Below are 25,617 nucleotides of genomic sequence, written 5' to 3' on the forward strand. Positions count from 1 at the left end.
CCCCTCAGTGCTGCCGTTCCTCACTGTCGGCGAGGCACTGGCCACCGCTTTGGAGGGGCGCAGTCAGCTGCCGTTGATCTGGAAGGCACGACGGCGGTCGTGCCCGGTGGACCACAGGTTGCGCTGGGCGGGGTTCCGGGGAGTGGCGGTGCGGTGGAGTGGTACGTGTGGCCTGTTGGAGTGGAGGTTGCCACGGTGTGGCGAGGGCCGGGGACTGGTTTGGTGGTCCAGCCGCGTGTTTCTTTGGCGTGGTTGCAGGCTTCGCAGAGCCCCTGGCCGTTGCCGGTGGTGGTGGGGCCGCCGCTGTGCCAAGGCCTGATGTGGTCGTGGTGCCTGATCGGGGCGTCGCAGTACGGGGTCCGGCACGTATCGTCCCGGACCTGGAGGAAACGCTTCAAACCCGCCGGGAACAACCGGGCTTTGGAGTCCATCGCCACCAATTCACCTGTGCCGGGGGCGGTGTAGAGCCGGCGGACCCAGAGATTCAGGTTGTGACGGCCGGACGCGTCCACGGTGGCCTCGCCAGCGGCTTCAGGGGTGGCCGGAGAACCAAGGTTGCCGGGGCCGGGGGCTGTTACCGGCATTCGCATTGACGAACCAGCGAGGGCGAGTTCCCTTGCCCATGCCGCCGGGATGATGCCATAACCGGGCAGCCGTGCGGGTTCGGCATCGGCTTGGAGGAGGGTGCGGTCTGTCATGACGAGCTGGACCTCCACGCCGCTGATCCCGCCCGGGATCCCGGTGACCCTCTCGACGAGGGTGTCTGCCATGACCTGCCCCCGCGACCTCTCATCCCCGGCCGAACGCAGCGTGTCGGCATCCCGGGCCAGTGCCGCGTAGGCGGCCACCCCCTGTGAGACGGGGAGCAGGGCGGTCAGGTACGTCATGGTGTCCGGGGCCGGGCGCAGGCTCACGCTGCGTTCCGTGACCGCGTGTGCAGCACGCCTCGCGACCGAGGCCGGATCCCGCCGGCAGGCAGCGGCGCGGACGGCGGCGATGATGGCCTTGTCGCCCATGCCATCCAGGGCGCCGGCGTCGGCGGCGAGTTCCTCATCCACCCCGGCCCGGTCCTCCGGGGAGAGGCAAATGATTTCCTTCACCACCAGCGTGACCCGCCACTCATTGAGCAGCCCTCTCCTGAAGGCGGCGGAGGTGTGCGGCATGCCGGTGAGCGTTTTGGCCATGCCCAGCAGCCGGGCACCCTTCGCCGGCGACTCCCGCCGGGCCAGCGCGATCTGCGCCGCCACCCCGGCACCCTGCTCACCGGCCGGGACCCCGGCGGCAGCCTGCACCTGCCGCTGCTGACGATCAAACGCCACAGCAACCTCGGCCTGCCGCGCACCCGCCAGGCACTTCAGATCCTCCAACCCGCGCAGCTGGTCAATCATGCCCGCACCATCAGCAGGGACCGGGACGCGGGCCAACAGGCTCAGGACATCACCCATGGAAGGGGCGGCGGGTTGAACAGCAGGCGCGAACCGACGCGCATCAGCAGCGGAAAATACCGCAGACAACGGAGGTGATGACTCCGTCACATTAATGACGCTTGGAAAAGCGAACTGGAACTGACGCCCATCAGCAGCAAACAGCCCCCGAGGCTCTGCCTCCAATACTCCCGCCGTCCCCACAACCGCCTCCATAACCAAAGTCTTCCACCAAGGTGTGACATCGACAGCCACCCAAAACCCCTATGTGGAAAACGCAAAGTCAGCCGTTCCGATTACTCTGGCACGATGGGTGGCGTGACGATCCTGGAGACTGAGCGGCTCATTCTGCGCCCCTGGCATACGGACGACGCGGAATTCGTGCTTGACCTATACTCGCGCTGGGAAGTGCAGCGCTTCATTGGCAAACAGCCCCGCGTCATGGTGGGCATGGGCGAGGCTGTGGAACTTATAGGGAAATGGCGCGCACTTGACCACCCCGTCCACGGGATCTGGGCTGTCGAGCTCAAGACCCATCCCGGGCTCGCCCGACCGGAGCCCTCCCAGCCCGGGTCCGCAAAGCCCCAGCTCGCCGGAACGTTGCTCCTCAAGTCCATTCCGGCGTCGGGTAGCGAATTGCCGCTCCGGCCCTCGGGCGACACGGAGATCGGATGGCATTTTCACCCGGACCACTGGGGAAAGGGCTACGCTACCGAGGCCGCCCGTGTGGTCCTCGACCACGCCTTCGCGCGCGGCCTGCCACGGGTTGTTGCGGTCACCAACCCCGCGAATGCAGCCTCGCAGCGGGTGTGCACCAGGATCGGGCTGAGCCACCGGGGGCAGACGGACAAGTACTATAACGCCGTATGCGAGCTTTTTGAGGGCATGAACCCGGGCTCCTAGCCGGTTCCCTTCCAGAGCCGCTTCCACCAGGACCGCTCGGGCTCGGGCTCGGCGGGAGCGTCCTCAACGCGCGCGGCCCGCCTGCCACGCCAGCGCTGCACTTCCTCCTCGACGTCGCGGGTCTTGGTGATCACCGGCGGCCCGCCCTGCAGCTGGCGGCGGGCGTCGATTACCCGGCGGTTGAAGTCCTGCAGAACGTCCCGGACCTGCTGCTCCGTGTACTGGACGTCCAGCTTTGCATCCAGTTCCGCGTCCTCGGTGCGGAGCAGGATGGCGGCCGGGCCCAGGCCGCTGATGTTCTCGCGCTGGATCAATCCCTTGACCCACCAGTCGGGGTCATAGCTTTCGCCCAGGCCTGGAATCGGCTTGCCCGCGTACTTGAGGTTGTCGAACTTGCCCTGCGCCATGGCGTCCCGGACCAGGTATTCGGCGCGGGCCGCGTCGCTGACCTTCCTGCGCTTCTCCCGCTCCTGCGCGTCGAGGGCATCCAGCGCTGTTTCTTCCTCGGCACTGATGCCGGCGCCGCGGTATGAACGCAGCTCCGACGCCCGCTCCAGCCGCTTCCGGAAATTCCCTGCGCCGCCGCTCATCGCTGTCGCCGCCTTCCCTCGCTCAATCCCCACCTTCCAGTATTCAGCGGGCAGCTTGCACGTTCAACGCCCAGGGTGAGCGGACGACGGCGGGACGTGCCGCCGTCGTCCGCTCCACCTGGCGCCGTGGAAAGGTTCCTGGTTGATGCTGTGCAGTCAGGCGTTGGCGTGCTCGGCGAGGATGCTGTCAATCTGTCCGACTGCCTGCTTCATGCCTTCTTCCATACCCATCTGCACCATCTGCTCCAGCTGTTCCTCGGATTCGAAAGTGGACAGGATGGTCATGCGCGTCCGCTCCCCCACTGTTTCCAGCGTCACCGTGGCGTGGGCAGTGCCGTATTCCCCGGTGGGATTGCCGTCATTGTCCGCGAACCCGTCGTCGAACTGCAGCCTGCGCGGTGACTCGATGCTGGTGAACTCCCACCAGCCGTGCGCCTTATCCCCTTCAGGCCCTGTCATGTAGTACTTGGCCTTGCCGCCCGGCACGAAATCATGCAGGTAGAAGGTTGCCGGATAGGTGGGCGGTCCCCACCACCGCTCAAGCTGGCGGGGGTCTTCCCAGAGCTGCCAGACGCGTTCGACTCCGGCGTCAAACTCGGCGACAACGGTAAGGCTCAGGGCCTCAGGATTTTTTTCCGTACTGATGACTGTCATGGCAATGCCGTCCTAACCTTCAGCGAGAATGTCTGCCATCTTGGCGGCGCGCTGCCGCCAGACCTGTTCATATTCGTCGAGCAGCCGCCGGGCCTTTTGCAGTCCTTCATGATTGCCCCGCACGATCTGCTCCCTTCCGCGCTTTTCCTTGCTGACCAGGGATGCGCGCTCCAACACCGCCACATGCTTCTGTACGGCGGCAAAACTCATGGCGTAGAGGGCTGCCAGGCCGGAGATGGAGTACTCGCCGACGGTGACCCGGCGGACAATGTCCCGGCGGGTGGAATCCGCGAACGCCTGGAAGAGGCGATCCACTTCGGTCTCACGGAGCTGATCTACAACCATTTTGTTGTAGATTAGTCCGCCCGCTCACTGGCGTCAATGGGTTTTCTGCGCGGACATGCCCCGCTGTCGGGAGGACGCCAGCCAGTCACGGTATCTTGGGCCGCATGACCATCTTCCTCGCCGGAGGGGGCCCGGATCCGGATGCCTTTCCGGACGTCTTCGACGCGTTTGCAGCTGAAGTCCGGCAGCACGCCGGGCAGCGCCGGCCCGCCCATGTCGCCGTCGCCGTGCATGGCACGGGGGTCAACCTGCAGGACCTCGTGGCAGCTTACGCGGAACCCCTGCAGGGCCGGATCGACTGCCGGATCGTTGTTGTACCGCTGGCGCCGGGCAAGCCTGCGGATCCGGCCACATTTGATGGAGTCGACGGCGTGGTGGTGGGTGGCGGGCTGACGCCCGGCTACTGGGAATGGCTCCACCCCGCGGCCAGCGCCATTCCCAACCTCGTCACTGCCGGCGTGCCCTACCTGGGTTTTTCCGCCGGGGCGATGATGGCACCGCGCCTGGCACTGATCGGCGGATACCGGATCGATGGGGTAGAGGTCTGCGGGGAGGAGTGTTCAGAAGGCCTGGATTCCGTGGATCTCCGCAAGGGCCTGGGGCTGGTCCCGTTCACAGTGGATGTCCACGCCGCCCAGGCCGGTACGCTGAGCCGGGCACTTGGTGCCGTGGCAGCCGGACTGGCGGAGCGGGCAGTGGCCATCGACGAGAACACAGCAGTGGTGGTGGAATCAGCGGGCGACGTCGACTACAAGGTCATTGGTGCCGGAAACTGCTGGGACATCCGGGGCACCGGCGGCGCGGCCACTTCGGTCTCCGTGCTGAAAGGCGACTGAGCTGACTGGCCCGGTTGAAGCGACGGCCCGGGGCTAATTCCCGGTGCAGCCGGGTTATCCGTCGAAGTGCGTCCTGGCGCTGCTTCCTGACAACTGCTCGATCAGCTCGCTGGCCACATCCCGGAGCTTCCTGTTGCGGTTGCTGGAGACCTTGGTGAGGATTTCCATCGCTTCTTCCTGTGAACACCGGTTCTGCGCCATGATCACCCCGCAGGCCAGGTTGATGGCGGTGCGGCTTTGCATTGCCGCTTCGAGGTCGTCCGCCCTGCTCTGCGCGTTGTTGATTCGAACGGAAAGGTTCAGGGTGTTGTGGGCGGCAGCGGCGAAGCCAACTGCTTTGTCGTACACGTCAGCTGTGAACACCCCCGGTTTTGTGGCGAAGAAGTTCAACGCAGCTCTGGCATCGTCGGTGATCTCCAGCGGCACACCCAAAGTACTGTGCACATTGTACTCAGCCAGCTTCTGGTTCAGCGGTAGCCAGCGCGGATCCCTGTCCACGTCATCGATGATTACCGGGGCCATCTCCCTGAGCGCCCGGACGCAGGGGCCGTCGCCCAACTCCTGCTCGATATGGTCAATCTCGATAGCCCGCGCGCTACTGCCGGCAGCGGTTGCAGGCTTACGTCGCATTTTCAGCGTGACAGCGCACTCAATCGTGTCCCCGGCAGCTTCAGACACCGCAGCAGCGGCAAGGCTGGACAGTCCCGAAAGGAACTCGACCCCGTTCTCTGAGCCCACCAGAATACTTTGAAGTACCTGTACAGATTCGTGGTCCGATGAACTCAACATTCGCCCAGCTTACTTGAGTTCAAGCGGCCACGGGCGTGCTCCGGCCGGGCGAACCGGAGGTGAACCGGAGGCGAATAAGTTCCTGTATCAGAAATCCGCCAAGGCGCGTAGTGTCAAAGGTAGGAGATTTCGGGATTGCGCGCAGGTCCAGGGGTTGAATGTACGGGCCGTCCGTGCCAAGAGCGGCGGCCGCCAGCCGGGGCCTAAACCTTCAGGCGTAATCAGGGATTGAGGCCTTATGGCCAGCTACCATCCACCAGGAGTCCGTGAGGGGTTCCCGGAGCTTCTGCCCCAAGATTCCTTTATCCGCTGCGGCGCCCCGCTGCGCCAGGCCCCGCCAAAGGTGGTGCCAGTGGCCGCTTCAGCAAACGGAGGCCGGCCATGAACGCCGACTGGACCGGCGGCCCGGACAACCTGCTGGAAGCAGACGAACAGCGCCGGGCAGTGGCACAGCGTTTCCACCAGGGTGAGGTCCCCCTGGTCAAGCTGTGGACGTACTATTTCGGCCTCGGCGGAGATGCCGACGAGATGTCACTGGATGCGTACCTCAATGAGGCGCTGCACCTCCCGGCTGCCCAGGTGGGACTGATCACCACGGCCATGACGGAATTAAGCGCAAATGAGGACGAATGAGCGCCGACGAGGGTCCCTTCCGGGAAACTGATGGCTTGGCCGCAGCTGAACCGGAAGTTTCGCTGCAGCGGCTGGTCCTGGAAAACCCCAGCATCAAGGGCTTCCTCGGGGAACTGGCCATCCTGGCTTCGGCGCGACTGTCCGCCCCGGGCAACACCATCCACAGCGGGGTCACCGTCCTCCGGCGCAAGAAGCCGGAGGCAGTAGCTTCCAGTGATGCTGCAGCCAAGGCCCTCGATGAGCTGCAAAACGGGTTTGGCGAGGGGCCGTGCCTCACCGCGCTCCGGCACAAGACCACGCTCCTTGTGCCGGACCTGGCCGCCGAAACCCGTTGGGGTCCCTATGTACGGACTGCGATGCAGCACGGCGTGTACTCCATCCTTGCCGTTCCCCTGGACCTGGCCGGGGACGCCGAGTCGGTGCTCAATCTGTACTCAGGCCGCAGCAACGGGTTCTCATCGCAGGACATCGCCCTTGTGGAGTCATTTGCCGGCCAGGCGGCGAGTTCGTTGCGGCTGATTTTGCGGATCACCCAGCTCAGTGATGCGAGGAATGACCTTGCAGCGGCCATGCAGTCCCGCACCGTGATCGACGTGGCAGTGGGCGCCATCATGGCCGAGAACCGATGCGACCGGGACACGGCCTTCAACATCCTGACCAGGGCCTCGAGCACCAGGAACGTCAAGCTCCGCGACGTTGCCGCGATGGTCATCGCTTCCATCTCGGGGGAAGAACGCATCACCACCCACTTCGAGGAATAGAAGCTGTGGCGCGGCTCACACGTGATGAGAAACACTCGCAATAACTGTGCCATCCGGTTGAGTCTCGCCTTTCGGCATGGGCACTATGGATGGGCAGGGCGGGAACCATCCGCCCTTGACATCCTGGTGACGCAACGAGGCCCACCGGTGAGCACAGGCCACCGACCCTCCGAGCGCGGACAGGCCACCGCCGGCAGACAACCGGCTAGACACAGGAAAGTACTGAACAATGACGTTTAACACTGCCGAATCCGTGACGCTTAAGATCTGGGACCGGGCGTCGCTCCACGAGACCCTTGATTCCGCGGTCTCCGACCTCTCTTCCCGTCACAACACCACCACGTGCCGCATTGCAGTCCACTGCAGCGGACCGAACACCTTCACGCTGAGCGTGCGCGGCGACGAGCCGGCACTGGCGCTGTAAGCAGCCCCAAACAGAGGACGCGGACGACGGCGGGACCCACCCGCCGTCGTCCGCGTCCTTTTTGCTGCCCGCGCCCAAGGGCCCCATCGGGGCTTTGGCCCCTGTTTGGCCCGGCAGGCTGCCGATAGCGTCTGCTCATCACCAACTATCCGGCCGCGAGCACGAGGAGATTCCCATGGGCCATATCAAGGTGAGCACGCCGATCAACGCATCGGTGGACCGCGTCGTCGAGGTTGCGTCGGACCCGAAGCACTGGGCGTCGTGGTGGGTCAACCTCGGTGAGGCGGAGAAGATTGAGGGCGACGGCGGTGTGGGAACCGTCGTCGAGCACAAGTACCTGATGGCGGCTGTCCCGTTTCACGTGACCACCCGCGTGACCGGCAGGGAGCAGACTCCGAACGGTGGACAGCGACTGCGGCTGGAGTTCGATGGCCCGCTCAAGGGCTGGCAAACATGGGACTACACCCCGGACGGAAACGGGACCACCATGGTGACCGCAGAGTTCGACTACAACGTTCCGGGCAGCGCCGTGGGGAAGTTCGCTGATGAACTGATCATCGAGCGCATGCAGGAGCGGGCGCGCCAACAGACCCTCGAGAACCTCAAGCTCCTGGTCGAAGCCGGCCAAAGCTGATCGTGGCGACAGGCCCCTGCCACATCGAACGAAAGCGCGTACCGGCGTAGCATTCGTCAGGTACGCGCAGACGACGGGGAGGGCAGATGGACACGCAGCACCACGGCCAAAGGTTCAGTCTCAAGTCATTGGCGCTGCCCGTCGTCCAGGCCCCGATGGCCGGCGGACCCTCCACACCCCAATTGGCGGCTGCGGTGAGTTCCGCGGGCGGGCTCGGCTTCCTTGGGGCGGGCTACAAGAGTGCCGCCGCCATGCGTGCAGAGATCGAAGCAGTCAGGTCGATCACAACGCACCCTTTCGGTGTCAACCTCTTTGTCCCCCAGCCCTCGGTCATCAGCCCCGAAGCCCTGCAGCAGTACGCCGATTCGCTGGCGGCTGACGCTGAGCGGTTTGGTGTCAGCCTGGGAGAGCCCAAGCACGACGATGACGACTGGGACCAAAAGCTCCAAGTACTCCTGGAGCTCGCACCGGCCGTGGTCTCATTCACTTTCGATTTCCCCGAATCCAGTGTGGTGGAGGAACTCCGGAAGCGCGGGATGTACGTGATAGCCACGGTCACGGGCCGTGAAGAGGCGCTTCGGGCGCTGGCGGCAGGCGCCGACGCCTTGTGTGTGCAGGGCCCCGAGGCCGGCGGCCACCGTGGCACCTTCAAGGCCGACGCGCCTCCCCCGCTGGTGCCCCTGCACGGGATCCTGGGCGAGCTGTCCGACCTTGAGGTGCCGCTCATTGCCGCCGGCGGCATCGCCACTGCGGAGCACACCCGTGCCGCACTCGCCGTCGGTGCCGCGGCGGTCCAGGCCGGCACCGCTTTCCTCTGCGCGGACGAAGCCGGAACCAAGGCCACCCACCGGGCCGCATTGACGTCGTCGCACCGTTTCACCACCACGGCCGTCACCCGGGTCTTCTCCGGCCGCAACGCCAGGGGCCTGCACAACGAGTTCATGCGCCGCCATGATGGCGACGCCCCTTACGGCTATCCCGAGATCCACCACCTCACCACTCCCCTGCGCGCCGCGGCTGCGGCGGCAGGGGAACCGGACTGGCTGAATCTGTGGGCCGGCATCAATTACCGGAACGTCGTGGAGGGCGCGGCGGCGTCAATCCTGAAGAGCCTCGCGCCGTAAGCCCCTGCCGAAAGGCTTGGCCCGCCGTCGTCCGCTCCTTAAAGCACGACGGCGGGCCCGCCCCTTTTGGGAGCCGGCCCGCCATGCGTGCGTGGTGCCTTAGAGGGTGGCGGTGTCGATCACGAACCGGTACCGGACGTCCGAGGCAAGGACGCGCTCGTAGGCTTCGTTGATCTTTTCGGCCGGGATGACCTCGATCTCAGCGCCCAGGCCGTGCTCGGCGCAGAAGTTGAGCATCTCCTGGGTTTCACGGATGCCGCCGATCATGGAACCGGCGAAGGAACGGCGGCCGCCGATCAATGCGAAGGCGTTGACGGGGAGCGGCTCGGCGGGAGCGCCGACGTTCACCAGGGCGCCGTCGAGCTTCAGCAGGCCAAGGTAGGAGCTGATGTCAATGGAGGCGCTGACGGTGTTGATGATCAGGTCGAAGGAGCCGGCGAGCTCGGAGAAGGTGTTCTCGTCGCTGGTGGCGTAGTAGTGGTCAGCGCCCAGCTTCAGGCCGTCTTCCTGCTTCTTCAGGGACTGCGACAGGACCGTCACCTCGGCGCCCATGGCGTGGGCGAGCTTGACGGCCATGTGGCCCAGCCCGCCAAGGCCGACGACGGCAACGTTCTTGCCGGGGCCGGCACCCCAGTGGCGCAGGGGTGAGAACGTGGTGATGCCGGCGCACAGCAGCGGTGCGGCGACGTCGAGGTCGATGCCCTCGGGGATGGTCACGACGAAGTCCTCGGTCACCACGACGTGGGTGGAGTAGCCGCCCTGGGTGATGGTGCCATCGCGGTCAACGGCGCCGTAGGTGCCAACGTTGCCCTTGAGGCAGTACTGTTCCTCGCCCTTTTGGCAGTTGACGCACTCCCGGCAAGAGTTGACCATGCAGCCAACACCAACGCGGTCGCCTACCTTGTGCTTGGTCACCTCGGAGCCGACCTCGGTGACGATGCCGGCGATTTCGTGGCCGGGGACCAGGGGGTACTGCTGCGGGCCCCAGTCACCGCGGACGGTGTGGATGTCCGAGTGGCAGATGCCGGCGAACTTGATGTCGATCAGGACATCGTGAGGACCCACTTCGCGGCGCTCGATGGTGGTTGCCACCAGGTCCTCCGTGGCGGACGGGGATGCATAAGCCTTGACGGTAGTCATGGTTCTCCTGTGATCTGTTGGGGGACTTCTAAATGCTACCGGGGTTGTTCGGAGCAAACCCCGGAAATGGGCGGGCAAGGGTGGCCCTGTTGTGCCTGGTCTTCTGAGTCCTACCTTTGGCAGAAGTGATGGACGCGGACTTCATTCGGACTAACTTGTCACGGGCGGAGGAGCACCTTGATGGCGCGGCGTTCATCCATGGCCTTGTACCCCTCTGCGGCCCGGTCAAGCGGGAGCTCGAGGTCGAACACCTTTCCAGGGTTGATCCCACCGCCCAGGATCAGGTCGATCAGCTCGGGCAGGTACTGCCGGACGGGAGCGGGGCCGCCGTGCAGGTGCACGAGCGAGGAGAACAGGTCCCGGCCGGGCAGCGCCACATCGTGGGATACTCCCACGAACCCCACGTGGCCTCCGGCGCGGGTGGCGTGGATGGCCTGCATCATCGATTCCTGCGTGCCCACGGCCTCGATGACGGAGTGCGCACCGAGCCCGTCCGTGAGCTCCTTGATCTTCTGCACGCCTGCGTCCCCCCGCTCCTCCACGATGTCGGTGGCGCCAAACTCCCGGGCCAGGGCCTGCCGGTCCGCGTGCCGGGACATGGCGATGATCCGTTCGGCACCCATCTGCTTCGCCGCGAGGACGCCCAGAAGTCCCACGGCGCCGTCGCCCACTACCGCGACTGTCTTGCCGGGTCCCGCCTCGGCCGCCTTGGCTGCAAACCATCCGGTTCCCAACACATCGGAGGCGGCCAGCAGCGACGGAACCTTCCCGGCGTCGGGCGTTCCCGGGGTGGCCACCAGGGTGCCGTCCGCCAGCGGGACGCGCAGGTACTCGGCCTGGGCGCCGCCTACGCCCTGCCGGTGGACACAGCCGCTCTGGTAGCCGGAGCGGCAGATTTCGCAGGTGTTGTCCGAGGCAAAGAAGGAGCCGACGACGAACTGGCCCGGCTGCACATTCTTCACGTCCGCGCCCACCTCTTCGACGATCCCCACGTACTCGTGGCCCATGGGCCTGGGTTCGTGCAGGGTGTCGGCGCCGCGGTAGGGCCACAGGTCCGACCCGCAGACGCAGGCGGCAACAACCTTGATCACGGCATCCGTGGGCTGCTGGATGGCGGGCTTGTCCCGGTCCTCGACGCGGACGTCGCCGGGGGCGTGCATGATGGTTGCGCGCATGCTGGCTCCTCCAAAGGGTGAAAGGCTGAAAGCGGACACTCCCATCAAACCCGGCGCGGGAACCGTTTGCGAGGGCCCTGCTGAAACTGGTTCTGGCAGAACCTCCTTAGCGCCGCCGCGGGCGCCGTAACGTGTTCCATATGGATAACCGAGCCGAGGTCCGACAGTTCCTGTCCTCACGCCGTGGACGCATCACCCCGGAGCAGGCAGGCATCGAACCGTACGGTGGCCGGCGGCGGGTGCCGGGGCTGCGGCGCGAGGAGGTGGCGCGGCTGGCCGGTGTCAGCGTGGACTACTACACGCGCTTGGAACGGGGAAACCTCAGCGGTGTTTCGGACAGCGTCCTGGATGCCATTGCCGGCGCCCTGGAACTGGACCGCGCCGAGCACGACCACCTCTACGACCTTGCCCGCGCGGCCAACACATCGGGCCGCAAGCGGGCGGCGAGCGCGGGTGCCGCGTCCCCGTCAAAGGTTCGGCCGGAGCTGCAGTACCTCCTGGACGCCATCACGGACGCGCCGGCCTTCATCGGCAACAACCGGCTGGACATCGTGGCCGCCAACACCCTGGGCTACGCCCTCTACTCGGACATGTACCGCAATCCGTCCCGGCCGGCCAACCACTCCCGGTTCATCTTCCTGGATCCGCGCGCCCACAATTTCTACACGGACTGGGACCGGGCGGCTAACACCAACGTGGCCATCCTCCGCCGCGAGGCCGGCCGCAACCCGCATGACAAGGGCATCGCCGAACTGATTGGGGAGCTGTCCATGCGCAGCGACGAGTTCCGCACCCTGTGGGCCGCCCACAACGTCCGCCGCCACTACGCCGGGACCAAGTTCTTCCAGCACCCCGTGGTGGGCCTTCTTGAGCTGAACTACCAGGTCCTGGGGCTGGAAGAGGACCCCGGACATACCCTTACGGTCTATCCGGCCACACCCGGAAGCCCGTCCGCTGAGGCCCTGAAGCTCCTGGCGTCGTGGGCGGTCACTGAAAACATTGTGGAAACGGCGCAGGCAAAGGTGGGCAGCTAGGAACCTGCCCCGGCCCGCAGCCCTTGGGCTGGCACTAAGCGTCGGCGCCGGGCTCATAGCCAATGAGCCAGTGGAGCCCGTAGCGGTCGATGACCTGGCCATCAGAGGCGCCCCAAGGCTTGGCCGCAAGAGGGTCAACCACCCGGCCGCCAAGGCTGAGTTTGTTGAACCAGTCGTGGAGAACTGCAGGCTCAGCGGTACCGAGCAAGGAGAGCATTAGGCCTTCAAACCGGGCGCTCGTCCCGCCCGGAGGCGTGTCCGACCCCGCCAAGGCAACAACGCCGCTGAGTTCGCCGTGCGCTATCGCATCCGGGGCACCATCCGTCCGGCCGAACTCCGCATTTGTGTGGAGGGTAAGCTCACCACCGAAAACGGACGCATAGAATCCGAGTGCCTCACGCGCCGTGCCGGGAAAGCTGACGTAGATCTGGGGTGCGGTCATTCCGCCAGCCTACAGACACCGGGGTCCGCCCGCGGCCGGGGAGCCTCTCCCGTCGCCAAGGGCCTGCTTGCACGGCACGGCCAGTCACGTGAGCCCGGGTTGCGGTTTATGGCGCCGGGTTGCCCTGATTGTCCTCGTTGGTCCCAATTTGTCTTCCGGATGGCGCCATAAGTAGTGCCATTTCGCCGCGTTTAGCGTCCGTTGCGTGACGCTGGCCAATGCCCGGCGGGCCGTGTTTAGGTGTTGTCACGGCACCGGCCAGGCCGCATGCAGCACCACGAAGCACCACCCACAAGCTCGCGCACCCCGCCGTTCAAGGCGGACCCACTCACCTTGCACGTCCACCCGGGCACACATCCCGGGTCTCGTCGTCGTACCCGGAATCTTTCCCGAAAGGAACACCATGTCCTTCCCGTCATCCCCGCCGCCCCGCTCCCGCCAACAAGCCCCGTCCTTCACCCGCCGCCGCGCCCTGGTGGCTCTCCTGGCGGTCCCCGGCGCCGGCTTGCTGGCTGCCTGCGGGGGAACGGCAACCGCAGGCAGCCAGCGCAACAGCCAAAGCGCCCTGGAACCATTGGCCGCCTCAGTGCCCGCGGGGACCAGCATCAAGGTGGGCGATCCCAGCATCAAGGTCGCACTGGAACTGTCCGGCCTGATCAAGGACCTTGACGGCTTCACCGTGGAGTTCGCCAACATCTCCGGCGGTCCGCAAACCACCGAAGCTTTCCGGGCCAACGCCCTGGACGTGGGCTCCGTGGCGGATATTCCGCCCATCCACGCCACCTGGACCGGATTGGACGTGCGCGTCATCGCGGCCGGCTACCGGCAGGATGCGGTGAACCACCCCATCTACGAACTCGGCGTGGCACCGGGAGCGGGCATCAGCCGGCTTGAGGACCTGCGCGGCAAAAAGGTGGCCTACAGCCCGGGCCAGGCGCAGGGTGCCCTGGTCCTGCGGATCCTGGACAAGGCCGGGCTCAAACAGGAGGACGTCAAGCTGGTGGAACTGCCCAGCACCGGGGACGCCTACGCCACCGCCCTGGCCAGCAAGCAGGTGGACGCGGCTCCGTTGGGCGGCGTGCAGATCAAGCGGTACCTGGCCAAATACAGGGCCGACGGCGCCACCACCCTCCGCCACGGCCTTCGGGATGATCCCAGCCTCCTCTATTCCCCCGCCAAGGTCCTGGCCGATCCCGCGAAGGCGGCAGCCCTTGCCGCGTATGCGAAGGTGTGGGGCAAGGCGCAGCGCTGGATCGAGGACCACCCGGCCGAGTGGCTGGAGGGCTACTACGTCAAGGACCAGGGCCTGTCCCGGGAGGACGGCCAGTACCTGATCGACGCAACGGGCAAGCGCGACCTGCCCACCTCGTGGACCGACGCGATCGAACGGCATCAGGAAACCGTCGATCTCCTGTCCCGCGAGCAGAAGAAGCCACAACTGAAGGCGGCAGACCTCTATGACACCCGCTTCGAGTCCATTGCCGGCACTGCGTTTGCTTCCGCCGGAAAGGCAGGTGCGGCATGAGCGCCGTACTGGAGCGCACCACCGTGGCGCCGCACCAGGACCCGGTGCTGTCCGGGCGGGAAGACGTCCGGCCCGCGGCCAAGAAGCTGGGGCCCGGACGACGACGGCGGCTCGCCTGGGTGGGTCCGTCCGTTTTGCTGCTGCTCTGGACAGTCTTTTCCGCCACGGGGCTCCTTGACCCCAGGATCATGTCCGAACCCTGGACTGTGGTGGCCACCGCCGGTGAACTGATCGCGGACGGCAAGCTGCAGGAAAACCTGGCCATCTCCGCCCAGCGCGCCGGCCTGGGCTTGTTCTTCGGCATCCTGGTGGGCGCCGCCCTGGCGCTCCTGTCCGGGCTGAGCCGGGTGGGTGAGGCGCTCATCGACGGGCCGGTGCAGATCAAGCGCGCCATCCCGGGCCTGGCCCTGATCCCGCTGCTCATCCTCTGGTTCGGCATCGACGAAACCATGAAGGTCCTCACCATCACCCTCGGCGTCTTCGTCCCGGTCTACCTGCAGACCCACGCAGGGCTGCGCGGGATCGACCTGCGCTTCGTGGAGCTCGCCCAGACGGTGGGCCTGAGCCGGGCCGGCTTCATCCGCAAGGTGGTCCTCCCCGGCGCGCTTCCCGGGTTCTTCCTGGGCCTCCGCTTCGCGGTCACCGGCGCCTGGGTATCCCTGGTGGTGGTGGAACAGATCAATGCCACCAGCGGGATCGGCTACATGATGGAGCTCGCCCGCACCTACGGCCAAACAAACATCATCGTCCTGGGCCTGGCCGTCTACGGCATCCTTGGCCTGCTCTCCGACGGCATTGTCCGCTTCATCGAACGAAAGGCCCTTTCATGGCAGCGCACCCTGGCGGGCTGACCACCGCCTCCGCAGTTTCCGTCCGGGACCTCATCCGCGGTTTCGGCCCGAAAGGCGTTCTGAACGGGGTGGACCTGGACATCGACCCGGGCGAATTCGTGGCCCTCCTTGGCCCCAGCGGCTGCGGCAAGAGCACCCTGCTGCGCGCCCTCGCCGGGCTGGATCACGACGTCCGCGGCAGCGGCGTGATCAGCGTGCCTGAGCGCGTCTCCGTGGTCTTCCAGGACTCCCGGCTGCTGCCCTGGGACACCGTGCTGGGCAACGTCACCCTGGGTATCCGGGAGCACGACGCCGAGGCCCGGGGCCGCAAGGCCCTCGCCGAGGTGGGACTCGCCGGGCGGGAAAAGGCCTGGCCGCACCAGCTTTCCGGCGGCGAGCAGCAGCGCGTGGCGCTGGCGCGGTCCCTGGTCCGCGAACCGCAGCTGCTGCTGGCCGACGAACCCTTCGGCGCCCTTGACGCGCTGACCCGGATCAAGATGCACGGCCTGCTCCAGGACCTGGTGGCCGCACACCGGCCCGCCGTTCTGCTGGTCACCCACGATGTGGACGAGGCCATCGCGCTGGCCGACCGGATCGTGGTCCTGGACCACGGCCGCATCGCCACCGTCCGCCCGGTGTCGCCGGAAATCCGCTCTTCCGCGGACGCCGCAGGGCATGAAGCCCTCCGCCGCGACCTCCTCACCGCGCTGGGCGTCGAGCCCGCGCACACCCCTGAACCGGCCGCCGTCGGCCGCTGATAGCTGAAAAGGACTCCCATGACTTCCCATAGCCAGCCCAAAAACCGCAAACTCCACCTCAACGCCTTCCTCATGAGCACGGGCCACCATGAAGCATCGTGGCGGCTGCCGGAGAGCGACCCGCAGGCCAGCACCGAGTGGAGCACTACAAGCAGCTGGCACGTACCGCCGAGCGCGGCAAGCTGGACTCAATCTTCTTTGCCGACTCCCCCGTCCTCTTCGGCGAGGTGGGCAGGCGCCCGGCCGGCAAACTGGAACCCACGGTGTTGCTCACCGCCATCGCCGGCGCGACGGAGCGCATCGGGCTGATCGCCACTGCCTCGACCACCTACAACGAACCCTTCAACCTGGCCCGCCGCTTCGCGTCGGTGGACTGGGCCAGCAGCGGGCGGGCCGGCTGGAACGTGGTGACCACTGCTGGCCCGGACGCCGCACGCAACTTTGGCGTGGACGACCAGCCCGCCCACGCCGTCCGGTACGAGCGTGCTGCCGAATTCATCGAGGTGGCGCAGAAGCTGTGGGACAGCTGGCAGGACGACGCCGTGCTGGCGGACAAGGCGGAGGGCGTGTGGGGCGACGGGGAAAAAATCCGCACCATCGACCACCAAGGCAAACACTTCAAGGTCCGCGGCCCGCTCAACGTTCCGCGTTCCCCACAGGGACACCCGCTGATCGTGCAGGCGGGATCGTCGGAAGACGGCAAGGACCTGGCCGCGAAGTACGCCGACGCCGTCTTCACCGCCCACCAGACCCTCGCGGACGCGCAGGAGTTCTACCGCGACCTGAAGGCCCGCACCGCTTCCGCCGGGCGGGACCCGGAAACCATCAAGATCCTCCCGGGAATTGTGCCGGTCATCGGCGCCACCGTGGAAGAGGCACTGGAGCTCGAGCGGGAGTTGGACCGCCTGATTAAACCCGAGTACGCGCGGATCCAGCTTGCCAGGACTCTTCGCGTGGACCCCGAGGACCTGCCGTTGGACCGCCAGCTGCCGGAAGACCTGCCCAGCGAGGACGAGATAGAAGGAGCCAAGAGCCGCTATACGCTCATCGTGCAGCTGGCCCGCCGCGAGCAGCTCACTGTCCGCCAGTTGATCGGCCGGCTGGGCGGCGGCCGCGGGCACCGGACCTTCACGGGGACCCCCGTGCAGGTGGCGGACGCCATCCAGGAATGGTTCGACGGCGGCGCGGCGGACGGCTTCAACATCATGCCGCCGGTGCTCCCGTCCGGCTTGGAAACCTTCGTGGACCAGGTGGTGCCCATCCTGCAGGAGCGAGGCCTGTTCCGGACCGGGTACGCCGGAAAAACGCTGCGGGAGCACTACGGTTTGGGCCGGCCGGAAAACCAGTACGAGGGTGCTGCGGTGCCGGAGTTGGCGTCCATTGGGTCGGCGTTCTGATGGGCCGGCAGCTGAAGCTCAACCTCTTCATCTACCCGGGCGGCCACCACGAGGCTGCGTGGCGGCACCCGAAGTCGCAGACGGACCGGCTGCTGGACATCGGTTTTTACCAGGAGCTGGCGCAGCGGGCGGAGGCCGCCAAGCTGGATGCAGTGTTCTACGCGGACGGGCCGGCACTGGAAAGCAACGTGCAGTACGCCACCCGGTTCCGGATCGAACCCTTCACGTGGCTGTCCGCCGTCGCGGTGGCCACTGAACGAATCGGCTTGATTGGCACGGCCAGCACCACCTACCTGGAGCCTTACAACGCCGCCCGGCTGTTCGCCTCACTGGACCACCTCAGCAAGGGCCGCGCAGGCTGGAACATCGTGACCACCGGCGCGGAGCGTGCGGCGCAGAACTTCGGACTGGATGAACACCCACCGCACGCTGAACGCTACTCCCGGGCCGACGAGTTCGTCCGCGTGGTTGGCAAGTTGTGGGACAGCTGGGAGGACGGCGCCGTGGTGGCCGACGCCGGCAGCGGACTTTTCGCCGACCCGTCCCTGATCCACAAAATCGGCCATGAGGGCAAGTACTTCCGGGTGGCGGGTCCGCTCAACACCCCGCGGTCCCCGCAGGGCCGTCCGGTCTTCGTCCAGGCCGGGTCCTCTGCGGACGGGAAGGCTTTCGCGGCCGAACACGCCGAAGCCGTGTTCACCGCGCACCAGTCCCTGGCCTCTTTTACTCCGACATCAAGGAGCAGGCGGCGGCGTTCGGCCGCGACCCAGGCCACCTCCTGGTGCTCCCCGGAATCAGCCCCTACCTGGGCTCCACGGAGGCCGAAGCCCGGGCGTTGAAGCAGGAGTTCGATGAACTGACCCAGCCGGAGTACGGGCTGGGCATCCTGCGGAAGCTGCTGGGTATCGACCTGGACGGCGTGCCGCTGGACGGGCAATTCCCACCGGATCTGCTGGCCGCGGCCGGCAACGCAGGCAGCCGCAGCCAGCTGGTGCTGGACATCATCCGCCGCAAAAACCTCACGGTCCGCCAGGTGCTGCACCGGTTCGCCGGCGCCCGCGGGCATTATGTATTCGCCGGAACCCCCGTGCAGGTGGCGGACGAGATCCAGCGCTGGTTCGGGGGCGGCGCCGCGGACGGATTCAACATCATGCCGCCGTGGCTGCCCGGGGGCTTTGAGGCGTTCGCTGATGAGGTGGTTCCCATCCTCCAGGCCCGCGGATTGTTCCGCACCGAGTACACGGGCCGGACTTTGCGGGAGCACTTCGGCCTCGACCGGCCCAACAGCCAGTATGCGAAGAAGGCAGACAGGGTCGGGGCTGCGGTGCATTGATTTTCCTGACACAGCGCCGTGTGAGTACAAGAGGCTCCACGCGGGTAGTCCCTAGACTGACAGATGGACGTTTAGCAGGACTATACGAAGGAGCGGGCGCATGGCCAATGTAGTTGTTGTAGGTGTGGATGCCAGCCAGTCGGCACGGAAGGCTGCGGAGGTGGCGCTGGACCTCGCCCAGTCGCTGGGAGCGTCACTGCACGTGGTGACTGGTTTTGAAATTGAAAACGCGGAGACCTTTGGCGTGGGATCGGACAAGGTCCGGATCTCCAACGCCGACAGCTCGGAGATGGTGGCCAAGTCCCTGGCCGCATCGCATCCGGGAGTGGAAATCACGCACTTCGCAGCACGCGGCAAGCCGGCCGATTCCCTCATCAAGGAAGCCGTCCGCCTGGATGCCCGCGTGATCGTGGTGGGCAACCGGAGGATGCGCGGCATCGGCCGGCTCCTGGGCAGTGTGGCCAACAGCGTGGCGCACAACGCCCCGTGCGATGTCTACATCGCGAACACCTACGAGGACTGACCTACCGCGCAGCAAAGGTGGGCGGACGACGGCGGGACCTCCCGCCGTCGTCCGCCCGCTTTCTTCGGCGAAAGGGTCAGGCGCCGTACTCCTCGTCGGTAACGTGGTGGAGCCACGTGACCACCTGCCCATTCGCATCGGCCTCCTGCATGGCGATGTGTGCCATGAACCGCTCCGGGGTGGCCCCGTGCCAGTGCTCCTCGCCCGGCTCGATGTAGACCACATCGCCGGGACGAATCTCCTGGATTTCGCCGCCGCGCCGGGCCACGAGCCCAACCCCGTCGGTCACGTAGAGGGTCTGGCCCTTGGGATGGTGGTGCCAACCGGTGCGGGCACCGGGGGCGAACCGCACATGCGCACAGCCGATGGCCGACTGCTCGTCAGGGTTCCGGATGCCGTCGATCTGCACGGTTCCGGTGAACCATTCCGCCGGTCCGGCGCCGGTCTGGCCGCCGCTTTTGGTGTACTTCATGTTCTCCTCCTGTTAGTCGGGGTTGCTGGACAGTGTGTTGGATGTCCCGGCAGTTCGGTCTGTAACGCGGGACGTCATGAACGCCAGGACGGTCGCCGCCGCAAGGATTGCGGCAGCGGCCAGGAAGGTGCCGCGGTAGCCGGCAGAATCGAACAGGACTCCGCCCAGAGTTGAACCGAGGGCGATCGAGGTCTGGATGACGGCCACCATCAATCCGCCACCGGCCTCGGCGTTGTGCGGCATGGCCTTGGCGATCCAGCTCCACCACCCCACCGGCGCGGAGGTGGACATCAGGCCCCAAAGTCCCAGGAGAACCACGACGGCGGCGAGCCAGTCACCGGTAGGAACGAGGGCGGCGGCGATGATCGCCATGAGCACCGGGATGGCAACCAGCGTCCGGTACAGCCGCTTCCCCAAATAACGGCCGATCAGCAGGGTGCCCGCAAATCCCGCGGCACCAATCACCAGGAGAACCAGGGATACCGTGGCCGCGTCGACGCGGGTCACCGTCTCCAGGAACGGGCGGATGTAGGTGAACAGGACGAACTGCCCCATGAAGAAGGACCCGCAGGCGGCCATCCCCCAGGCGACGGGTTTGTTCTTGAGCTCCCGGAAAACCGCGAAGATGCCCCCGGTTCCCGCAGGACGTGTCCCGCCCGGCATGGATGGAAGGCTGATCCACTGCCAGACGAGTGCCAGCAGCGCCACGGGGACCAGGCAAAAGAATGCCCCGCGCCAGCCGATAATGGAGCCCAAATAGCTGCCCAGCGGTGCGGCCAGGACTGTGGCGAGGGCATTGCCGCCATTGAAGACCGCCAGGGCCCGGGGCACCTTGGAGGCAGGCACCAGCCGCATCGCAGTTGCCGCGGACATGGACCAGAACCCGCCAATCACCACGCCAATGAGGGCGCGGCCCACCATGAAGAGCAGGTATCCCGGAGCCAACGCAACGAGGGCACCGGAGAGGGCCATGAGCCCGGTCAGTCCCAGCAGCAGGGTCTTCCGGTTCATGCTGCCGGCCAGCGTGGCCACCGAAAGGCTGGTCAGGACTGCAAACAGGCCGGAGATCGCAATGCCCTGCCCCACCATCCCTTCGGAGACCTGGAGCTCGGCGGCCATTGGCGTCAGCAGGCTTACAGGCATGAACTCGGAGGCGATCAGCGCGAAGACGCACAGCGACATCGCATACACGCCGCCCCAGTGCGCAGGGTGCTGCCCGTCGGGTTTTTGGGGCGCACTGATATTTGTGACTGTTGCTTCGGGGGCCATGGTTTCCATCAAACCGCGCTGCCAAAGTCGTAGCGAGGGCCCTGCTGAAACGGGTTTTGCCAGACCCTCCTTAGGGGAGCACGGCCGTTGACGGAGCTTCCCGCCGCGGTATGTTGTCTGTTTCCGGCGGCTGTGGTTTGTAGACCCAGGCGACCAGCACCACGGAGATGATCATCAGCAGGAACCAGGCCACCAGTTTCTCCAGGCCGACGGGGTGCCATTCGTCCACCTGGCTGGGGTAGAGCCAGGCGCCGGACCACGTGGCGATGTTTTCTGCGAGCCAGATGAACAATGCCACCAGCAGGAACGCGACCACCAGAGGCATCCGGAACTCCCGGCGGAATACCCGGAAGTGCATTACGCACCGGCCAAACACCACCGTGACGGCGGCGAGCAGCACCCAGCGCAGGTCCCAGATGTAGTGGTGGGTGAAGAAGTTGGCGTAAATGGCGGAGGCCAGGATGGCCGTGATCCAGCGGCGGGGATAGCCCGCGAACCTGAGGTCGAAGAGCCGGTAGACGCGCACCATGTACGAGCCAACGGCCGCGTACATGAACCCGCTGAAGAGCGGCACGGCACCTATGCGCAGGACGCCTTCGGCCTCGTAGGACCAGGAACCCATATCGGTCTTGAACAGCTCCATCACGGTCCCCACCAGATGGAACAGGACGATCACCCGCAGCTCGCGCAGGGTTTCCAGCCTGAACGCCACCATCAGGATCTGGATAACGACGGCGGCGACGGTCAGGAAATCATTGCGCGCCAGGCCGGCGTGGTCCGGGTACCAGAGCCTGGCCGCCATGAGCACCGCCAGCAGCGCGGCGCCGAAGATGCAGGCCCAGCCCTGCTTGAGGGCGAAGACAACGAACTCTGTCAGCTTCGCTTTGGCACCACCGGCGGGGGCCGCGGCCAGGAAGCGGCGGGCCCGTTCGTCGATCCGCTGCTCAACTGAAGTTGAATTACGCACTGATCCCCTGGTGCCGGCTTGGCTGGCGGTTCCTGCGCAAATCTTTTTCGAGCTCTGCCAGGCAGTAGTCCTTGAACCAGTGCCTGATGCCGCGCGGAAGCCTGGGGTAGGCCACGGCAATAACGCGCCAGGACCGGTCGTACCTGCGCTGGTGGCGATCGCTCCATTCCAGGCCAAAGTCCTGCCGTAGCTGGGCGGGAAGGAGCCCGGCCGTGAGGAACCGGGCCGGTGGCATGATGGCGCGGTACCAAAGGGCCGTACGCCTGGGAAACAGCAGGCCCCGTCCAACGCGGACGCCCTCTTCCTCAGCGCGGAGGGCAGACACTTGCTCCTCCCAGTAGTGGCGGAAGGCCGCCCTGTCTTTCGGCCACATCCCCGGCGGAAGCTGAAGGGCGGTACCGATCCGCGCATAGTCCTGGTACATCGCATCGGCGGTCTCGTCGTCGAGCGGGCCGTGAATCTTCTCGATGATGGTGAGCGCTGTGTCGTAAAGAGTTGCTGCCACCCACAGCTGCAGCGCCGGATCGAAGGCGTTGTAGCCGGCGGACGATTCGTCGGCACCGCGGCGGACGGGTACATGGGCCCGGTTCACCCTGCGCCGGACTTCCCTCACCTGCTCATCGTTTCCGTAGGTGATGGCGTAGACGTACGTGAGCGTGCCCTTGAGCCGGTTAACCGGGCGTTGCGTGAAGGTACTGTGTGCCGCGACGCCGCGGCCGATGGCAGGGTTGGCAAGCTGCAGCAGGATGGCGCGTCCCGCCCCGGCGAGCATTATGCCTTCTGCCCGGTAATCGGCAACTCCCTGCACCATGGGAAAAGAGTACCGGAGGGGTATGACAGCGGATGGGCCCTTCGGCCCGTTGTGGTAGCTCGCCCGTGCCGGTAGCTGGGTCACTTGGCAACAGGCCGCAGCGAGATGATCATCTTCCTGATGTGCGCGTACTCGGCCGTATCCCGGTACTTCCTTGCCTGCTCCAGATAAGGCAGCGACGGGTCCCCCGGCGTGGCGTTGTTGGCCGGGTCGTAGAACGCGCCGAACATGGCACTGTTCGGCGGCCATGTGAAGAACTGGAAGATGGGGCAGGCGTCGGGGCCGCCTGGCATCGGGCCCGACGTGATGCCGTAGCCGGCCGCCGGGGTGTAGGGCGGACCGGGGATGGCAGCGTTGCCCCTCGTCTCGAAAATGAAGTGTGGCACCACGCCGCCCTGGGCCAGTACGGGGAGGTCTGCGCTGTCCAGGACCTCATAGGGGAACCTCTCGGTGCACGTGGATCCCGTGGCCATGTTGGTCCGCAGCGTCGCCATCACCTTGCCGGCCTGGTTCCGCACCTCCGCAAACGCCCCGCCGCCTTCGGCCAGTTCCCCCGCCGGATCCTTGACGCTCCAGGCGTCGGGGAGGTCGAACGCCATGGTGCCATCCGCCGTCGTAAACGTGGTCCATCTTTCCCCGGCGTTGCCGGGCGCCGTCGGAACCTGCGCAGGGGGAACGCTCGACGGCGTTGGCGCGGCCGGCGCGCTCGGCGCCATCGCGGAGGTACTGGCAGGGCCGGAAGCTGAAGCAGTGGGCTGTTGGCTTCCCAACTGCGGCGCACACGCGGCAAGGAAAAGGGCTACGGGTACAAGGGCTGCCACGAACCTGCGCACCACACCCTCCTTGGGCCTGACGTTGACCCCTTAAGTGTGGCGCGGTTCCCCCGGGTGGAGGAGGGCCGGAGGACCTGCCCTCCCCCACCCGGGGAAGGAGTCACTGCTCCAGCAGCGACACGTCCCGGACAGCCCCCTTGTCCGCGGACGTGGCCATCGCGGCGTACGCACGCAGCGCGGCAGACACCTGGCGGTCCCGGTCCTTGGGCTTGTAGCCGCCGTTGATCAGCAGCTTCTCGCGGCGTTCAGCAAGGATCTCATCGGAGACCTCCAACTGCAGGGAGCGCTCGCTGATGTTGATGCTGATGATGTCGCCGTCCTCCACCAGGGCGATGGCGCCGCCGGAGGCAGCTTCCGGGGAGATGTGCCCGATGGACAGGCCGGAGGTACCGCCGGAGAAGCGGCCGTCCGTGATGAGGGCGCACTTCTTGCCCAGGCCGCGGCCCTTGAGGAACGACGTCGGGTACAGCATTTCCTGCATGCCCGGTCCGCCCTTGGGGCCCTCGTAGCGGATGACCACCACGTCGCCTTCCTTAATGGACTTGTTCAGGATCTTTTCCACGGCCTCGTCCTGGGACTCGCACACCACGGCCGGGCCGGAGAACGTCCAGATGGACTCATCCACGCCTGCGGTCTTCACGACGGCGCCGTCGACGGCCACGTTGCCGCGGAGCACGGCCAGGCCGCCGTCCTTGGAGTAGGCGTGTTCCACGGAGCGGATGCAGCCTCCTGCGGCGTCGGTGTCCAGGGAGGTCCATTCGTTCGACTGGGAGAAAGCGGTGGAGGAGCGGACCCCGCCGGGGGCCGCGTGCCAGAGGGCCTTGGCTTCCTCCGTGGCCTTGCCGCCGCGGATGTCCCAGTCATCCAGCCAGCCGTCGAGGTCGGCGGAGTGCACGGAGTGGACGTCCTTGTGCAGGAGGCCGCCGCGGTTCAGCTCGCCGAGCAGCGCAGGGATGCCGCCGGCGCGGTGCACATCCTCCATGTAGTAGGTCTTGTCCTTGGCAACGTTCGGCGCCACCTTTGCCAGGCAAGGGACCTGGCGGGACTTGGCGTCCATCTCGGCCAGTCCATAGTCCACACCAGCCTCCTGGGCTGCGGCCAGCAGGTGCAGGATGGTGTTGGTGGAGCCGCCCATCGAGATGTCCAGGGCCATGGCGTTGTCGAACGCCTTGGCCGTGGCGATGGAGCGCGGCAGCACGGAGTCGTCGTCGCCGTCGTAATAGCGCTTCACCAGGTCGACGACGGTGGCGCCGGCCTTCTCGTACAGCGCCTTGCGGGCGGTGTGGGTGGCCAGCACGGAGCCGTTGCCGGGCAGGGACAGGCCGATGGCCTCGGTGAGGCAGTTCATCGAGTTGGCGGTGAACATGCCGGAGCAGGATCCACAGGTGGGGCAGGCGTTCTCTTCGATGAGGTTGATGTCGGCGTCGGAGATGGACTCGTCCACGGCGTCGGCGATCGCGTTCACCAGGTCCAGGGAGCGCACGGAGCCGTCGGTCAGGGTCACGCGGCCGGCTTCCATGGGGCCGCCGGAGACAAACACCACGGGAATGTTCAGGCGCAGCGCGGCCATGAGCATGCCGGGAGTGATCTTGTCGCAGTTGGAGATGCAGACCAGGGCGTCGGCGCAGTGGGCGTTGACCATGTATTCCACGGAGTCGGCGATCAGGTCGCGGGACGGCAGCGAGTAGAGCATGCCGGAGTGGCCCATGGCGATGCCGTCGTCCACGGCAATGGTGTTGAACTCCCGCGGCACGGCGCCGGCGGCGAGGATCGCGTCGGAGACGATCCTTCCCACGGGGGCGAGGTGGGTGTGGCCGGGGACGAATTCGGTGAAGCTGTTGGCCACGGCAATGATCGGCTTGCCGATATCCGAGTTGGCGACGCCGGAGGCGCGCAGCAGTGCGCGGGCGCCGGCCATGTTGCGGCCGTGGGTGACTGTTTTAGAGCGGAGTGCAGGCATGTGTACCATCCTGCTTGGTCGGGGAGTGACG

29 protein-coding genes and 1 pseudogene are annotated in these 25,617 nt (G+C 66.3%); 16 read left to right on the forward strand and 14 right to left on the reverse strand.

The window, feature by feature from the left end; translation table 11 throughout:
• Window positions 1–20: 20 nt before the first annotated feature.
• Window positions 21–1,445, reverse strand: a complete 1,425-nt coding sequence (locus LFT46_RS17380; protein ID WP_236822070.1) for an HNH endonuclease — start codon at window positions 1,443–1,445, stop codon at window positions 21–23.
• Between the two features lie 288 nt (window positions 1,446–1,733).
• Between LFT46_RS17380 and LFT46_RS17385 the strand changes: the two genes are divergently transcribed.
• On the forward strand, window positions 1,734–2,327 hold the full coding sequence (locus LFT46_RS17385) for a GNAT family N-acetyltransferase (protein ID WP_236820489.1): 594 nt from the start codon (window positions 1,734–1,736) through the stop codon (window positions 2,325–2,327).
• Here the strand turns inward: LFT46_RS17385 and LFT46_RS17390 are convergent.
• From LFT46_RS17390 to LFT46_RS17400, 3 genes are all read right to left on the reverse strand, one after another.
• On the reverse strand, window positions 2,324–2,917 hold the full coding sequence (locus LFT46_RS17390; RefSeq protein WP_236820490.1) for a J-domain-containing protein: 594 nt from the start codon (window positions 2,915–2,917) through the stop codon (window positions 2,324–2,326). The two genes, LFT46_RS17385 and LFT46_RS17390, sit on opposite strands and share 4 nt — an antisense overlap.
• Before the next feature lie 156 nt (window positions 2,918–3,073).
• The gene (locus LFT46_RS17395; RefSeq protein WP_236799668.1) at window positions 3,074–3,571 is read right to left on the reverse strand and encodes an SRPBCC family protein; all 498 of its coding nucleotides are present in this window, start codon (window positions 3,569–3,571) and stop codon (window positions 3,074–3,076) included.
• 12 nt (window positions 3,572–3,583) lie between these two features.
• Window positions 3,584–3,916, reverse strand: coding sequence for an ArsR/SmtB family transcription factor (locus LFT46_RS17400; protein WP_236820491.1), 333 nt, complete (start codon window positions 3,914–3,916; stop codon window positions 3,584–3,586).
• A gap of 104 nt (window positions 3,917–4,020) precedes the next feature.
• Here LFT46_RS17400 and LFT46_RS17405 point away from each other — a divergent pair, with 104 nt between their 5' ends.
• Window positions 4,021–4,752, forward strand: a complete 732-nt coding sequence (locus LFT46_RS17405) for a Type 1 glutamine amidotransferase-like domain-containing protein (RefSeq protein WP_236820492.1) — start codon at window positions 4,021–4,023, stop codon at window positions 4,750–4,752.
• A gap of 54 nt (window positions 4,753–4,806) precedes the next feature.
• Here the strand turns inward: LFT46_RS17405 and LFT46_RS17410 are convergent, their stop codons facing one another.
• Window positions 4,807–5,541 (reverse strand): GAF and ANTAR domain-containing protein, encoded by a 735-nt coding sequence (locus LFT46_RS17410; protein ID WP_236820493.1) that lies wholly within the window; start codon window positions 5,539–5,541, stop codon window positions 4,807–4,809.
• Between the two features lie 381 nt (window positions 5,542–5,922).
• On the opposite strand from LFT46_RS17410, the gene LFT46_RS17415 reads away from it, so the two are divergent.
• The 5 genes from LFT46_RS17415 to LFT46_RS17435 all read left to right on the forward strand — a co-directional run bounded on the left by LFT46_RS17415 (window position 5,923) and on the right by LFT46_RS17435 (window position 9,117).
• Complete coding sequence (locus tag LFT46_RS17415) at window positions 5,923–6,174, forward strand: hypothetical protein (protein WP_236799672.1); 252 nt, start codon at window positions 5,923–5,925, stop codon at window positions 6,172–6,174.
• Complete coding sequence (locus tag LFT46_RS17420) at window positions 6,171–6,935, forward strand: GAF and ANTAR domain-containing protein (protein WP_236820494.1); 765 nt, start codon at window positions 6,171–6,173, stop codon at window positions 6,933–6,935. Before LFT46_RS17415 ends, LFT46_RS17420 begins: the two co-directional genes overlap by 4 nt.
• Before the next feature lie 229 nt (window positions 6,936–7,164).
• Window positions 7,165–7,359, forward strand: a complete 195-nt coding sequence (locus LFT46_RS17425; RefSeq protein WP_142132572.1) for a hypothetical protein — start codon at window positions 7,165–7,167, stop codon at window positions 7,357–7,359.
• 175 nt (window positions 7,360–7,534) lie between these two features.
• On the forward strand, window positions 7,535–7,993 hold the full coding sequence (locus tag LFT46_RS17430; RefSeq protein ID WP_236820495.1) for an SRPBCC family protein: 459 nt from the start codon (window positions 7,535–7,537) through the stop codon (window positions 7,991–7,993).
• A gap of 86 nt (window positions 7,994–8,079) precedes the next feature.
• Window positions 8,080–9,117, forward strand: coding sequence for a nitronate monooxygenase (locus LFT46_RS17435; RefSeq protein ID WP_236820496.1), 1,038 nt, complete (start codon window positions 8,080–8,082; stop codon window positions 9,115–9,117).
• Window positions 9,118–9,216: 99 nt separating this feature from the next.
• Here the strand turns inward: LFT46_RS17435 and LFT46_RS17440 are convergent, their stop codons facing one another.
• Window positions 9,217–10,257, reverse strand: a complete 1,041-nt coding sequence (locus LFT46_RS17440; protein ID WP_236799677.1) for an NAD(P)-dependent alcohol dehydrogenase — start codon at window positions 10,255–10,257, stop codon at window positions 9,217–9,219.
• A 158-nt stretch (window positions 10,258–10,415) separates the two neighbouring features.
• A complete protein-coding gene (locus LFT46_RS17445; RefSeq protein ID WP_236820497.1) occupies window positions 10,416–11,432 on the reverse strand; it encodes a zinc-dependent alcohol dehydrogenase family protein in 1,017 nt (338 codons plus the stop codon).
• 140 nt (window positions 11,433–11,572) lie between these two features.
• Here LFT46_RS17445 and LFT46_RS17450 point away from each other — a divergent pair, with 140 nt between their 5' ends.
• Entirely contained in the window at window positions 11,573–12,466 is an 894-nt protein-coding gene (locus tag LFT46_RS17450) for a helix-turn-helix transcriptional regulator (protein ID WP_236799679.1), read from the forward strand.
• 34 nt (window positions 12,467–12,500) lie between these two features.
• On the opposite strand, the gene LFT46_RS17455 is transcribed toward LFT46_RS17450, so the two are convergent.
• A complete protein-coding gene (locus LFT46_RS17455; protein ID WP_236799680.1) occupies window positions 12,501–12,908 on the reverse strand; it encodes a VOC family protein in 408 nt (135 codons plus the stop codon).
• A 403-nt stretch (window positions 12,909–13,311) separates the two neighbouring features.
• Between LFT46_RS17455 and LFT46_RS17460 the strand changes: the two genes are divergently transcribed.
• From LFT46_RS17460 to LFT46_RS17485, 7 genes and pseudogenes are all read left to right on the forward strand, one after another.
• Window positions 13,312–14,433: an ABC transporter substrate-binding protein gene (locus LFT46_RS17460; protein ID WP_236820498.1), complete on the forward strand. Its 1,122-nt coding sequence runs from the start codon at window positions 13,312–13,314 to the stop codon at window positions 14,431–14,433.
• Window positions 14,430–15,284, forward strand: a complete 855-nt coding sequence (locus LFT46_RS17465) for an ABC transporter permease (protein WP_236799682.1) — start codon at window positions 14,430–14,432, stop codon at window positions 15,282–15,284. Before LFT46_RS17460 ends, LFT46_RS17465 begins: the two co-directional genes overlap by 4 nt.
• The gene (locus LFT46_RS17470; RefSeq protein WP_236820499.1) at window positions 15,260–16,021 is read left to right on the forward strand and encodes an ABC transporter ATP-binding protein; all 762 of its coding nucleotides are present in this window, start codon (window positions 15,260–15,262) and stop codon (window positions 16,019–16,021) included. The genes LFT46_RS17465 and LFT46_RS17470 overlap by 25 nt, the downstream gene beginning before the upstream one ends.
• A gap of 18 nt (window positions 16,022–16,039) precedes the next feature.
• Window positions 16,040–17,418 (forward strand): annotated as a pseudogene (locus tag LFT46_RS17475) (LLM class flavin-dependent oxidoreductase).
• Window positions 17,418–18,257, forward strand: a complete 840-nt coding sequence (locus LFT46_RS21295; RefSeq protein WP_336885534.1) for an NtaA/DmoA family FMN-dependent monooxygenase — start codon at window positions 17,418–17,420, stop codon at window positions 18,255–18,257. Before LFT46_RS17475 ends, LFT46_RS21295 begins: the two are co-directional and overlap by 1 nt.
• On the forward strand, window positions 18,200–18,751 hold the full coding sequence (locus tag LFT46_RS21300) for a hypothetical protein (protein WP_336885535.1): 552 nt from the start codon (window positions 18,200–18,202) through the stop codon (window positions 18,749–18,751). The genes LFT46_RS21295 and LFT46_RS21300 overlap by 58 nt, the downstream gene beginning before the upstream one ends.
• Window positions 18,752–18,851: 100 nt before the next feature.
• Window positions 18,852–19,274: a universal stress protein gene (locus LFT46_RS17485; RefSeq protein WP_236799685.1), complete on the forward strand. Its 423-nt coding sequence runs from the start codon at window positions 18,852–18,854 to the stop codon at window positions 19,272–19,274.
• 76 nt (window positions 19,275–19,350) lie between these two features.
• Here LFT46_RS17485 and LFT46_RS17490 read toward each other — a convergent pair whose 3' ends face one another.
• From LFT46_RS17490 to LFT46_RS17510, 5 genes are all read right to left on the reverse strand, one after another.
• Complete coding sequence (locus LFT46_RS17490; protein WP_236820500.1) at window positions 19,351–19,746, reverse strand: (R)-mandelonitrile lyase; 396 nt, start codon at window positions 19,744–19,746, stop codon at window positions 19,351–19,353.
• 12 nt (window positions 19,747–19,758) lie between these two features.
• Window positions 19,759–21,024 carry an MFS transporter gene (locus tag LFT46_RS17495; protein ID WP_236820501.1) on the reverse strand — a complete coding sequence of 422 codons (1,266 nt, stop codon included), beginning with the start codon at window positions 21,022–21,024 and terminating at the stop codon, window positions 19,759–19,761.
• A gap of 61 nt (window positions 21,025–21,085) precedes the next feature.
• Entirely contained in the window at window positions 21,086–21,982 is an 897-nt protein-coding gene (locus LFT46_RS17500) for a DUF817 domain-containing protein (protein WP_236820502.1), read from the reverse strand.
• Window positions 21,975–22,793 carry an oxygenase MpaB family protein gene (locus tag LFT46_RS17505; protein WP_236799689.1) on the reverse strand — a complete coding sequence of 273 codons (819 nt, stop codon included), beginning with the start codon at window positions 22,791–22,793 and terminating at the stop codon, window positions 21,975–21,977. Before LFT46_RS17505 ends, LFT46_RS17500 begins: the two co-directional genes overlap by 8 nt.
• A gap of 80 nt (window positions 22,794–22,873) precedes the next feature.
• A complete protein-coding gene (locus tag LFT46_RS17510) occupies window positions 22,874–23,392 on the reverse strand; it encodes a hypothetical protein (RefSeq protein ID WP_236820503.1) in 519 nt (172 codons plus the stop codon).
• Here LFT46_RS17510 and LFT46_RS17515 point away from each other — a divergent pair.
• Window positions 23,391–23,660: a hypothetical protein gene (locus LFT46_RS17515; protein ID WP_236820504.1), complete on the forward strand. Its 270-nt coding sequence runs from the start codon at window positions 23,391–23,393 to the stop codon at window positions 23,658–23,660. The genes LFT46_RS17510 and LFT46_RS17515 overlap by 2 nt on opposite strands.
• 66 nt (window positions 23,661–23,726) lie before the next feature.
• Here the strand turns inward: LFT46_RS17515 and ilvD are convergent, their stop codons facing one another.
• A complete protein-coding gene (gene ilvD / locus LFT46_RS17520) occupies window positions 23,727–25,586 on the reverse strand; it encodes a dihydroxy-acid dehydratase (RefSeq protein WP_236820505.1) in 1,860 nt (619 codons plus the stop codon).
• Window positions 25,587–25,617: the final 31 nt, after the last annotated feature.

This window comes from Arthrobacter sp. FW306-07-I, from assembly GCF_021800405.1.
Lineage (GTDB): Bacteria > Actinomycetota > Actinomycetes > Actinomycetales > Micrococcaceae > Arthrobacter.